The organism is Acinetobacter bereziniae, from assembly GCF_016576965.1.
GTDB classification, from domain to species: Bacteria; Pseudomonadota; Gammaproteobacteria; order Pseudomonadales; family Moraxellaceae; genus Acinetobacter; species Acinetobacter bereziniae.
In genome coordinates, this window is sequence record NZ_CP066119.1 from 2,967,227 (window position 1) to 2,979,648 (window position 12,422).

A 12,422-nucleotide genomic window follows, 5' to 3' on the forward strand; every position below is an offset into this window, starting at 1 on the left:
ATTTTTATTTTGAGCTGAACTCATCTAAAATACCGTTATTGTTTAATGTGTCAAAATTTATCGCTTTTGGAGCACCTCTGATATGTCATATCGCACTCTATCCCAATATTTAGAACAACAACAAGGGAATTTAACACCTGAACTTGCCAATGTGATTGAAACGATTGCCAACACATGTAAAACCATTGATCAGGCGCTACAAAAAGGTGCGTTAGCAGGTGTACTGGGCAGTGCTCAACATGAAAATGTACAAGGTGAAGAACAAAAGAAACTTGATGTTATTTCAAATGATTATTTAATTGATGCACTCAAAGCTAACTCAAATGTGGGTGGCTTAGCATCAGAAGAATTAGATGAGTTTACCCCAGCGCAAGAAAACGGCAAATATCTTGTTTTATTTGACCCTTTGGATGGTTCAAGTAATATTGATATTAACATGTGTGTAGGTACAATTTTTTCGATCCTTCCTGCTCAAAATAGCATTACACAAGCTGAAGATTTCATGCAAGCAGGTTCACAACAAGCTGCTGCAGGTTATGTTCTTTATGGTCCATCAACCATGATGGCACTTACAGTTGGTGCAGGTGTTGTATTTTTTACCTTCGATCCAGAAACTCAACAATTTTTACTGACTTCTGAAAATGTTCAAGTGGCTGCGGATACTAAAGAATACGCAATCAATGCTTCAAATCAACGTCATTGGGAAGCGCCTGTAAAACGTTATATTGATGAGCTACAAGCAGGTAAAACTTCTGTACGCGAAAAAGACTTCAATATGCGTTGGGTAGCATGTATGGTGGGTGATATTCACCGTATTCTATGCCGCAGTGGTATCTTCCTATATCCATACGACACCAAAGACCCTCAAAAAGCAGGTCGCCTGCGTTTGATGTATGAAGCCAATCCAATGAGCATGTTAATGGAACAAGCCGGTGGTGCATCTACAACAGGTCGCGTGCGTATCCTAGATATTCAACCTACTGAGTTACATCAACGTGTTCCAGTCGTGATTGGCTCTAAGAATGAAGTTGAACTTGTTACAAGCTATCATCACTAATTCTTTCATTTTTACGTGCGCTTTAAGCGCGTAAAACCAGTAAAGGTCTGTTGTAAATTCATTTTGGAATGATCAACAGATCTTACTTATTTTTGGATCTACTCTCCCATGCCTACAATTTTCCTTGAATCAAAAGACAATCCTAAAATTAAACACCTAAGAGGTTTAATTGAACAAAATACTTATCGTAAGAAACAAGGACAAACTGTACTTGAAGGCACACACCTGAGTCTTGCATGGTTAGAAAAGGGACGCAAAATTAATTCGATTTTCACCACTGAGCATGCATTGGATCATGAGGATCTTGGTGAGATCATTGACCAATACCAAGGGATGGTGTTCGTGATCAGCGAAGCATTATATAAGGACCTAAGCACCTTAGGAACCACCCTTGCCTGCCTTGCAATCGTTGATTTGCCAAGCTCAACACAAGCATTGAATTTTAGCGAAGACACGTTAATTCTTGAAAATGTTCAAGACCCTGGTAATGTCGGAACGCTATTGCGTTCTGCCGCAGCTGCAGGCATTGAACAAATTGTCTGTACAAAAGGCTCTGCTTCATTATGGTCACCACGTGTTCTGCGTGCGGGTATGGGCGCACATTTCTCCTTACAAACCTATGAGAATGTTGTACTTGAGGATATTTTAAAGCAATTCAAAATTCCTGTTTATGTGACCAGCTCACATGAAGCAGAAAGTCTGTATTCCAAAAATTTACGTAAACAATGTGTGTGGATTTTGGGTAATGAAGGTCAAGGCGTTTCAGAATTTGCATTAAAACGTGCAGAAGCTGTATCTATTCCACAACCAGGCGGTCAAGAATCACTCAATGTCGCTGTTGCAGGCTCAATTTGTTTCTTTGAAATGGTTCGTCAACGACTATAAAGTTAAATTATTTTAAATATCGCCCGTTATTGAAGAAAATCATTTAAACTGAAAAAAATAATTGATTTACGTGTCAACCCAAACCATTTTTTAAACGTTATAGTGATATGAATTTAAAATAATGGTGGGTACCCAATGACGGGATTTTCCATCTCTATGGACTTAGCACCAAAGAAGTCACAGACTGAAACAGCCAGTGCTCAAACGAGTACCAGTGAACAGCGCCTGCGTTTTTTTATGCAGGATGTGACAGGTCGTGCCTTGGTCATGATGGAAAATGCAACACAAGGTCATAATGGGATTGCAATGGATTTGGTACAGGAAGCATTTATTTCCTTACATAAGTCTTATGCGGATAAGTCCACAGAAGAATGGTATCCATTGTTCTACACTATTTTAAATAACAAACTACAAGATTGGCGTCGTAAAGAAGCACGTAGAGCATCTCCTTTTTCCCTATTTCGAAAAATCGATTTAGATTCTGATGATGAAGAAGCGATGGAAATTGTTGATGAATCTACACCAAACCCGCTTCAGTTTTTAGATCAAGATGTCACTATTGAAGAAATTCAAGACGCGATTAGTGAATTACCTGTACGCCAACAACAAGCATTTATGCTACGTGCATGGGAAGGCTTTGATACACAGACAACGGCATCAATTATGAACTGTAGCGAAGGTAGTGTAAAAACCCATTACCATAGAGCAATTCAAGGATTGAGAACTGCGCTATCACATTTAAATCCGTATGGAGGTTCATCACATGAATAATGATGATTTCACCAAACAAGTGACGGCAAAACTGGATGAACTTGCACGTCATCACCGCAATAAAGCAGTGGTGATGAATAATGTGTTAGATCGTATCCAAGATCAGCCAACATCACGCTTTAGCAATTGGAAAATGACTGGCTTTGCACTTGCAGCAGCAATTACAGGCTTTGTTGTTGTACCAAATGCTTTCGATGTTTCCAATGAAGCTCATACACCGCAACAAGTGGTGATTAGCCCTAAACTTTCACCACAAATGATGGAAGATTTAGATATGTTATCTGTTTTTGGTGAGGATAAAAATTCTCATGGTAGCTAGAAAATTAGCATTGGCATTTTGTGCTTTTGGTTTTCTACAAACAAGTTTTGCTGGATTTGAACGTTTTTGGATTTTTTCCAAAGATGCGAATACGCAAGTCAATGAAACATGGGATGCGCTGTCTGAAGATGAACAAAAAGCATTAATCAAACGCTACCAAAATTTAAAAGAGCTCCCAACTGAACAAAGCGCTGCTTTACAACAACGTATGGACTGGTTTACTCAACTTCCTGAACAAGAAAAGCAAAAAATGCGTGAAGCATGGCAACAAATGAGCACATCTGAACGTAATGAAATGCGGAAAAAAATGCAAAAAGCATCTACATCAGATGAACGCAATGAAATTCGTGAAAAATATATTCAAAAATACCAACCAAGTAGTGTTGTATCGCATTAACATTATCTATCCATGTGTACTAAAGCCAGTCATGGTACTGGCTTTTTTTACTCAAATTTATTCTTTCAAAAATATAGTCAAACCTCTAAATCACTTTAAAAATTATTAAATTTCAATATTTTACAATAAAATAATGCACAACTTAGTACAAACTCTTATAGTCTTTTAGTAATTAATTTGTTTTGTACTTTTAAATCATAGATTGTCTTTCTATGTTGAGATATTGCCTTCATCAATCTATTTAAACTTTAGATGTAAAACATGACATTGATAGTTTTATATCTCAAACTACGTACTTTTAATATTCATTTTATTGATCAAAAGAAATTGTATTTTACTGTATGTATCTCTCACAGATTGACTGCGCTTTGAATCAATTACCCTTCCATCAATACCAAGCAATCAGTAAAATTAAAATATTGGAACTCAAGTCAATTATAGAGATTAATTTGAATGATTAATCAATAAAAAAACCTGCACAAGGCAGGTTTTTATCGCTTAAATTCAGATCTGAATTACAAGCTATAATACATATCAAATTCAACTGGGTGAGTCGTTGTATTTAAACGACGAACATCTTCAGTTTTAAGTTCGATATAGGCATCTAACATTTCTTTGGTGAACACGCCACCTTTAAGAAGGAAGTCATGGTCCGCTTTAAGTGCTTCAAGCGCCATATCAAGACTGTGAGCAACTGTTGGGATTTTTGCTTCTTCTTCAGGAGGAAGATCATATAAGTTTTTGTCAGCAGCTTCACCTGGATGAATCTTGTTTTGAATACCATCAAGACCAGCCATCAACAATGCCGCGAAACCTAAGTACGGGTTCATCATTGGATCTGGGAAACGAGCTTCAATACGTTTGCCTTTAGGGCTAGAAACGTAAGGAATACGGATAGACGCAGAACGGTTACGTGCTGAGTAAGCAAGCATGATCGGCGCTTCAAAGTGTGGTACTAAACGCTTGTACGAGTTTGTAGAAGGGTTAGTAATCGCATTCAACGCACGAGCATGTTTGATAATACCACCGATGAAGTACAATGCCATCTCTGAAAGACCTGCATATTCATCACCAGCAAACAAGTTTTTGCCATCTTTAGAGATCGACATATGAACGTGCATACCAGAACCGTTATCACCTACCATTGGTTTAGGCATAAAGGTTGCAGTTTTTGCATATTGATGAGCAACGTTCCACACTGCATATTTGAACTGTTGAACTTCGTCTGCTTTACGAACCATCGTGTTGAAACTCACACCAATTTCTAATTGGCATGATGCAACTTCATGGTGATGTACTTCTACACGACCAGGACCCATGATGTCTTCAATACGCGCGCACATTTCAGCACGCATATCTTGATGAGAATCAACAGGAGGAACTGGGAAGTAACCACCTTTCACACGTGGACGGTGACCAGAGTTACCAGATTCGTAAGAATTACCAGTAGACCATGCAGCTTCTTCAGCGATCAAAGTATGGCGAGCGCCAGACATGTCGATGTCCCATTTAACTTCGTCAAAAACAAAGAATTCTGGTTCTGGACCAAAGAATGCAGTATCACCAATACCTGTAGATTTTAAATACTCTTCAGCACGACGAGCAATTGAACGAGGGTCACGGTCATAACCTTGACCAGTTGAAGGCTCAATAACATCACAAGTCACGACAATTGTCGCTTCAGCAAAGAACGGATCAAGGAAAGCAGTTTCAGGATCTGGACGTAAAATCATGTCAGATGCTTCAATGCCTTTCCAACCAGCGATTGAAGAACCATCAAACATTTTACCATCTTCGAAAGTATCTTCATCGATAGTATCTGAAGGGTAACTTACATGTTGCTCTTTACCCTTAGTATCAGTAAAGCGAAAATCGACCCATTTTGCGCCACTTTCTTGTATGAGTTGAAGGACCTTGTTCGCCATGCTCATTTTGCTCCAATGAATTTTTGTTGCACTTGTGAAGTGCGTGTTAGTAGTTGGTATCTATAAAGCAATTAGCATACCAACTTTTAAAATAATTGCTAATTTATTGAATTTCTTATCAGAAAATAAGCTTAGCAACCATTATTTCGCTTCTATTATACTGAGTGCAAATAGAATTGCACCATATTCAGACACACTTCTTATTTTAAAATCATTCAGCACTATTTTAACGCACTATTTTTGTGCATATTCGTTAAAATGTTTTATCTTGGTGCTTACTTTCAAATTTTTCACAGTGATGATGACATTCAATCATTTCAAGCACATTAAAAAAGTGTATCCATAAAATGGCTACACTGTGTATTCAGACAGAATACGTTCATATTGAACGTATTCTTATAAAGAGCTGATGATTTTATCAAAATTCAACTTCTGCTCGAGCAATCAATGCTTCAACCATTAACAATACATCATCTTGCTTTCTCGCATCTACAGCGAAAATGGGCATATTGACCTGATTTAAACTCATCCAATCTTTATATTGTTTTAGCAGCTGCTGTGGGTTTTCGTCGACATGCGTTACTCCAACAACAATGTTGTTTACATATTCTTTGAAGCTTTGAAAGTAAAACTTCAAATCCTCAATTGCGTCTTTTTGAGAGTGATCAATCAATACTACAGCACCTATTGCACCTTTGCAGATCACTGACCAGACAAAATCAAATCGGTCTTGTCCTGGTGTCCCATATAAACCTACAACAACACCATCTTCTAAACGGATTTCGCCGTAATCAATCCCAACAGTGGTCAACGCTTTACTGTGTGATTGTTCATCAGTATTTTGTGCTTCAGTAGATAAAACTGAAATTTCAGACAAAGACTTAATCGCTTCAGTTTTACCTGCCCCCATCTTGCCACCAAATACAATTTTATACTGTTGTAAAATCACATTATCACCTTTATTCAAGTTCTTATTGCTACACATTGATTAAGTTGTAGTACTTATTTTTCAACTTAAAAAAACCATGTTTATGCAATCAATTTTCAAGTTGAACAATCAGCTACCAAATCACAGCCCTAATTTTTTCCGTAATTTACCAAAGAAACCACGTAGAACACCTGCCGACTGTTTTTCCTCAACAATTAATTTTGCTTCTTCTTCAGGTATATTTTTGAGCATATTGCTCAATAAACCAATTGAGACAAATTTATAAATCTGATCTTTACTATAACCCGTTTTTTGCACCACTTGGGCAATAGTCGCTCCTTGCTCAAAACAAGCTGCTATTTTAAAAATCATTTGTCTTTCATTTTGATGATTAGGCTGTGGCCAATCAATAAGTTGATAATAGTCCCCTTTGTGGATTGTGGTATTAATATCATTGGAATACCACAATAGATTCCACAACCAAGACTTAAGTTCGATACCTTGATTTGAACTCACTGATTGCGCCATTTGCATGGTGGCATAAGTAAAATTTAAAGAAACATCAGTGCCTTGAATTTTACGTAATGCATCCACCCATACTTGCTGAGTTCGAATATTCACTAATGCAATATTACCCTTGGCATCAAAAACTTGTACATTACCGTTTCTTTCATTAAAAAACTCTGGAACAATTTTTGTGAGATCTAAAGTTTTTGAAATTTGATTTACAATATGCACTGTTTTATGGCTAACAGGCACATGGAAATAACGATCTTTAAACCATTTTCTAATTTCATCAGTGGCAGAAAAAGGTAAATACAGTTTATCCCCTTCGATTTGCCCTGATTTTTCATTTTTATTGATTAACCTTAGATAAGGTATTTTTTTTACACCCACCAAATTTTGAATTGTAGGAGAACTAAAAAACATATCATTCACAAGAAGAATATCTAAATGCGGATCAGCAATGTTTGCCCAACTTACTTGAAGTGAGTCATCATACATCAATCGTATTTTCTGCTTTATTGCATCAAGTACATTTAAGCTCAAGCCAAATATCGCAATTTTTACTTCTTCTTTCATTTAGCCCCCACGGCCTCGTATAGAGTGTGACCAGTTTATCATTTTTATCAAAAAATAAAACAAAAAACACTATCTTTAGTGTGAAAAAATTGTAGCAAAGTTAATATACAATTTAATGTTTCAAATACAAGAATATAATAACTGAGCTTTAAATAAAATATTTTCATTAAAATATATAAAATAAATTATTTATTATAAAATACATATAATTCAATAACTTAATCATAACATCTGAATTTCATTTACCCCAACTCCACCAAAGGTACATATTAATCAATTAAAAAATTTAATGAAACTTAATATTTTATTTAAAAATTTTAATAACATTTGTATATTAAATCATTTTCATGCTGAGCTTAAGTGAGATAATCTCTCATTCTCATATACTAAAAGATTCTATAAAATCGTTGTTTCTGATTTGCTGGTACAAATCACACTGCATCCTAGGATATATTATTGAGTCACAAGGCTTTTAAATAAGACCAGATTGAATTGTTCGAATGCGACTTGTGATTGCTTATTGAGATGTGAATTGTTAACTATTCTTATTTTGTACTGCCAAATCTTTCATCATATATGATATTGGTATAAAGCCTCGCAAAACGAGGCTAAATTCACCAAGAGTAACAACCTGTCAGTAATCCAATGTAATCTACTTTGTTTGTTAAAATGAGCAGTATGAAGATCTAACTGTCTTTATCTACCGAATGCGGTGTCGTGGTTTGATCTTGTTTTTGCGTATCCGAATCTCTTTTTTGACACGCAGTTAAGCCCAATAATAAAACTAAACTTACAATCGAAATGATTTTCATATCTAGCCCAATCTTGCTTAAAAATTAAACAATAGCAGAAAATAATAACCAAATTGTTGAATTCATGAAACTCACAATTTTTTTACTGTGCTGAAAAAAATAATCGCCTATCAGTTCCAGAAAACAGAAAATATTTTTTCTTTTCCTATCATTTTAAGCTTTACCTTGTATCCAGCTTTCTTAAATTCTTCACTTAATTTGTCTAGTTCATGAAGAGCGAAATCTTTTGCAAGACATTCGCTCACAAACAATTCGCCTTGATCTGCTTTTAATCTGATTTGCTTCTTCAAAAATCTTTTGAGTTGCTCAATTGAAAAATATTGTGATTGATTCTGGTGCATTCTCGTTTCAGTAATTGTAGGAGTAAACATGGTAAAAATCTCATATTAATAAGCACAATCAATGATTATGAGGGATGCAACACCTAATTCAGTATAAATAATGAAATTACAACTATCTTCAAAAATACATATTAAATCATTAATTTATATCAATTAATTATAAAAAACCATCAATCTTTTCATTTACTTTGTTTAAATTAAGTTATAAAAAATGCGACATTATTTGAAGATTTTTCCATTAAAAAATAAAAGAGATTACTTTCCTGCAAACAGGATGCATTCTAAATACTTAAATTTGATAGCACTTAATCTAGTTTAAAACTAGTCCCGCTTTTGATATGAGAATAGGCAGTTTAAATAAAGCCCAGCTTGAGGAGAATGCAAGCTGGGCGGTCTAGTATGTCCTGTTTTATTCTATTTAATTCTTGCTAGAGACTATACTATTGACTCAACATAAATGCAAATGATTATCATTTAAAGTGAATAATTTAGATCGACCACCTCAATTTTATAAACATAAAACATTGAATTAAATAAATATATCTCTATTGAATTGCTTTCATCATTTGTCTTTGTCTTCTAACCAATCCAAGAGTTTCTTTTCTTTTACGGATTTCTTCCTCGGTAAAAGGTAAATGATGAACTAAACTTTCTATAGGTAATACACTATTTTCAATCAAATAGCAGTCTTGATCCGTGGTCCAATTCGATAGAGGACTTTGGAGTTTTTTCTGTAATCTTTTCATGGTTCAATTTTAATATATATGACGGCTATAGAAAAGCTCATCATTTGATAATCTTTCTTGACCATCAGCGTGATATTGATTCAAATACCCCCTCTCGATTATGGTTCTTTTCTTTATCAAAAAATTATAAATTTTCCAAGTTAATCTTTAACTCAACAATGCAAAAATATTTGAATAATTAAGAAGCCAAAGCAAGCCATAAGATAATTTCAATCAAAACAAAGGTACATGGAACATTTTAGAGTGTTATTCGATAAAGCTTGTTTAATCCAATATAGAAAGATCGTCCATCGAGATTAAAATTACACTTCTGTCCTGTTTCGAGTTGAATTTGCTTGCCTACTTCAACCCAAGAAATGCCGCCAACATTATTTTGTTTACGCTTCAGTGGAATAATTCTGACTTGAATTTGATCTCCATTGACTGCTTTAGCAATCGTCCATCCATTTATTAATTTCATTTTTTACTCATTTCATTGAGGTTTTGTAAAACAGTTCAGTCATTCACTATTTGAGAGAGATATTTTAAAATCCAATTGTGAGAGGCAATTGCGCCTAAAATTAAACTTCCAATTTTTACATCAGCATATTTATAGGGAATACATATATGAGTTGGAACATAGCCAACCCTGATTTAAATTCTAATCAATAGAAAAATATATTTTTCAATACTTTAACCAAAATAACTTATCCGATATTCTAAACTAATTACTAATAAGTACGGCATTGAATAAAAAAAACCTAGAAAGCATAGAGCTAACTAGGCTATAAACTTTAAATTTTTCATTGGTAGCGGGAGCTGGATTTGAACCAACGACCTTCGGGTTATGAGCCCGACGAGCTACCAGACTGCTCCATCCCGCAGCAATGAGTGACAGTTATACGCTGAATAGAACAGTAACACAATGTTTATTTTTTAGTTATGTTAAAAAATATAATTTCCGCCTATCGGCTTTGTTACACAAACATAAAAAAGCCAATTTTTCTTAGGTTGACCGAATTTAAGATACAATCTGGGTATGTGGTTGACCTAATTCAGTAAGTTTATTGAATACGGCAATACATCCATGAACCTCATTGACCTGACTTTCGAAGTTCCTTGCATGCAATTTATCGCCTAATAATTTGATGCAGTGCATCTTGGTCTCAACCAAACTTCTGCAATAATACCCTGCCTATTTCTTCCATATTGTTCTGCCTAGACGTTTTACTGTATCAAATAGTGCATTACGTTCAATTGAACTCGCTCGTTTATCTTTCCAAGGCTTGGTATTTTTCCTGGGTGGAATTATCGAAGCTGCATCTGAATAGGTTGGAGTGCGCCATTGTTTGCCATTTTCCTTAGCGTACTATTAGGTATTTGGATCAAACCAAATGATGAAATCACCACGACTAATTAGAGCTTGGTTGTACGATGACCAATTCTTAGTACGATAGATTTTCGGGGATAGACTTCTTTATTCAAAAATTATATTAATAAAGAAGCCTTTAAGAACAAGTTTGTGCAACAAAGCCTTTTTTAAGTATAAGAGCGTAAACAAATTAAGTGATATTCGTTTTCAAACTCTAATTCAGCCCTTTTCATACTCTCAGGTGTACTATATCGTGTCCTTCCATATGCTAGTTTGATCATATTCTCAATTAAACTTCTGATTTGAGGTTCTGAATTCGGTAATAATGCATCAAATTGATCACTCATTGAATGACCACGTTGTCTGTTATGCATTACCGTTCTTGCTGTCAATGACGCAGATCTACAAATATCTTTCCACTCTTGTTCACTATATCGATTTGGAATCGACTCGTTTTCAGTTTGTTTACTCATATCATGATAACTTTCATTTGAAGAGTACTGTTGAGCTTCATAAATGTAAGCTTCTTGTCTTTCTTTCACCGATTTTTCTAGCGCTTTTGCTTTTATTCTCGCTTCTGATTCTCGTTGAGCTTGAACTTCATCAGAGGTGGTCCCACTTGTTTGAACAACTAAAAGCTTATTTATAAGTGATACTCTGCTCTAGTTAAGCTACCTTATTTTGTTGTGGTAGCTGGTCATAGTAAAACTCATCTGGAGTCATTTTGTCCAGACTCGAATGAGGTCGTTTCAAATTATAAAATTCAAAATATGCGTTTAATTGCTTCTTCGCATCCAAAACATTGCTGTAGGCTTTGAGATACACCTCTTCATATTTAACGCTCCGCCATAATCGTTCAACCATCACATTATCAACCCATCGACCTTTACCATCCATACTGATTTGAATGCCATTTGATTTCAATACATCAATAAATGCATCACTGGTAAACTGACTGCCTTGGTCTGTATTAAAGACTTCAGGTCGGCCATATTTTTCAATAGCTTCATTTAATGTTTCTATGCAAAATGTAACCTCCATACTAATCGATACTCTATGCGCAAGTACCTTGCGGCTATGCCAATCAATCACAGCACATAAATAAACAAAGCCTTTTGCCATAGGGATATACGTTATATCCGTAGACCACACTTGATTACTGCGCTGAATAGCCAATCCTTTGAGCAGATATGGATATTTACGGTGAGCTTGATTGGCCTGACTTAGATTTGGTTTACGATATAACGCATTAATGCCCATTTTCTTCATTAAAGTACGTGTATGACGTCGTCCTATATGATGTCCTTGACGATTCAATAAATCACGCATCATACGGCTACCTGCAAAAGGGTATTGCATATGTAACTCATCCATACAGCGCATCAGCTTCAGATCTGATTCACTCACAGGTTTTGGGCGATAGTAATAACAACCACGGGAGACTTTCAGCAGCTTAGCTTGCTTAGATACTGAAATCTGAAGTGAGTCATCGATTAACTTTTGTGGTTGAAGCGACCCAGTTTCTTCAACACACCTTCTAAAAAATCAATTTCTAATGCCTGCTCACCGATTTTTGCATGTAGTTTTTTTAGATCGATGGGTGGTTCTGTTGGAGCTTTTGATTGATCGAAAGCTTGCGAGGAAGCTGAAATCAGTTGATTTTTCCAGTCAATAATTTGGTTTTGATGAACATCAAATTCAGCACTCAATTCAGCAAGTGTTTTTTCTGCTTTAATCGCAGCAAGTGCTACCTTAGCTTTAAAGTCATTTGAATGATTTCTTCTTGGTCTACGTGTCATAAAATACT

At 35.4% G+C, this 12,422-nt stretch carries 14 protein-coding genes, 1 tRNA gene and 1 pseudogene; 5 read left to right on the plus strand and 11 right to left on the minus strand.

The annotated features are described in order from the left end of the window. The first annotated feature begins 82 nt into the window (after positions 1 to 82). From I9192_RS13965 to I9192_RS13985, 5 genes are all read left to right on the plus strand, one after another. Positions 83 to 1,057: a class 1 fructose-bisphosphatase gene (locus tag I9192_RS13965; RefSeq protein ID WP_004824655.1), complete on the plus strand. Its 975-nt coding sequence runs from the start codon at positions 83 to 85 to the stop codon at positions 1,055 to 1,057. 108 nt (positions 1,058 to 1,165) lie between these two features. Then, entirely contained in the window at positions 1,166 to 1,942 is a 777-nt protein-coding gene (locus I9192_RS13970; RefSeq protein WP_004824658.1) for a TrmH family RNA methyltransferase, read from the plus strand. Positions 1,943 to 2,098: 156 nt separating this feature from the next. Beyond that, positions 2,099 to 2,713: an RNA polymerase sigma factor gene (locus tag I9192_RS13975; protein ID WP_010591608.1), complete on the plus strand. Its 615-nt coding sequence runs from the start codon at positions 2,099 to 2,101 to the stop codon at positions 2,711 to 2,713. Beyond that, positions 2,706 to 3,032: a hypothetical protein gene (locus tag I9192_RS13980; RefSeq protein WP_004824662.1), complete on the plus strand. Its 327-nt coding sequence runs from the start codon at positions 2,706 to 2,708 to the stop codon at positions 3,030 to 3,032. The genes I9192_RS13975 and I9192_RS13980 overlap by 8 nt, the downstream gene beginning before the upstream one ends. Next, positions 3,022 to 3,429: a DUF3106 domain-containing protein gene (locus I9192_RS13985; protein WP_004824664.1), complete on the plus strand. Its 408-nt coding sequence runs from the start codon at positions 3,022 to 3,024 to the stop codon at positions 3,427 to 3,429. Before I9192_RS13980 ends, I9192_RS13985 begins: the two co-directional genes overlap by 11 nt. A gap of 515 nt (positions 3,430 to 3,944) precedes the next feature. Here the strand turns inward: I9192_RS13985 and glnA are convergent. From glnA to I9192_RS14030, 11 genes and pseudogenes are all read right to left on the minus strand, one after another. Next, positions 3,945 to 5,360 (minus strand): type I glutamate--ammonia ligase, encoded by a 1,416-nt coding sequence (gene glnA, locus I9192_RS13990; protein WP_009586679.1) that lies wholly within the window; start codon positions 5,358 to 5,360, stop codon positions 3,945 to 3,947. A gap of 412 nt (positions 5,361 to 5,772) precedes the next feature. Continuing rightward, positions 5,773 to 6,303: a GTP-binding protein gene (locus I9192_RS13995; protein ID WP_026040421.1), complete on the minus strand. Its 531-nt coding sequence runs from the start codon at positions 6,301 to 6,303 to the stop codon at positions 5,773 to 5,775. 120 nt (positions 6,304 to 6,423) lie between these two features. Then, positions 6,424 to 7,365 (minus strand): hypothetical protein, encoded by a 942-nt coding sequence (locus I9192_RS14000; protein ID WP_005032399.1) that lies wholly within the window; start codon positions 7,363 to 7,365, stop codon positions 6,424 to 6,426. 686 nt (positions 7,366 to 8,051) lie between these two features. Then, complete coding sequence (locus I9192_RS22345; protein ID WP_009586673.1) at positions 8,052 to 8,177, minus strand: hypothetical protein; 126 nt, start codon at positions 8,175 to 8,177, stop codon at positions 8,052 to 8,054. 110 nt (positions 8,178 to 8,287) lie between these two features. Beyond that, complete coding sequence (locus I9192_RS14005) at positions 8,288 to 8,548, minus strand: hypothetical protein (RefSeq protein ID WP_005032401.1); 261 nt, start codon at positions 8,546 to 8,548, stop codon at positions 8,288 to 8,290. 515 nt (positions 8,549 to 9,063) lie between these two features. Next, entirely contained in the window at positions 9,064 to 9,264 is a 201-nt protein-coding gene (locus I9192_RS22350; protein ID WP_004824680.1) for a hypothetical protein, read from the minus strand. A 238-nt stretch (positions 9,265 to 9,502) separates the two neighbouring features. Further along, positions 9,503 to 9,724: a hypothetical protein gene (locus I9192_RS14010; protein WP_005032403.1), complete on the minus strand. Its 222-nt coding sequence runs from the start codon at positions 9,722 to 9,724 to the stop codon at positions 9,503 to 9,505. Positions 9,725 to 10,050: 326 nt separating this feature from the next. Next, a tRNA-Met gene (locus tag I9192_RS14015) sits at positions 10,051 to 10,127 on the minus strand. 137 nt (positions 10,128 to 10,264) lie between these two features. After that, a pseudogene (locus I9192_RS22355) lies at positions 10,265 to 10,564 on the minus strand (transposase); the annotation flags it as partial. Between the two features lie 218 nt (positions 10,565 to 10,782). Further along, the gene (locus I9192_RS14025; RefSeq protein WP_228289323.1) at positions 10,783 to 11,157 is read right to left on the minus strand and encodes a hypothetical protein; all 375 of its coding nucleotides are present in this window, start codon (positions 11,155 to 11,157) and stop codon (positions 10,783 to 10,785) included. 124 nt (positions 11,158 to 11,281) lie between these two features. Further along, a protein-coding gene (locus I9192_RS14030; protein WP_223672967.1) for an IS3 family transposase occupies positions 11,282 to 12,414 on the minus strand; the annotation gives its coding sequence in 2 pieces (ribosomal slippage) (positions 11,282 to 12,162 and positions 12,162 to 12,414; 1,134 coding nt in all). Positions 12,415 to 12,422 lie beyond the last annotated feature (8 nt).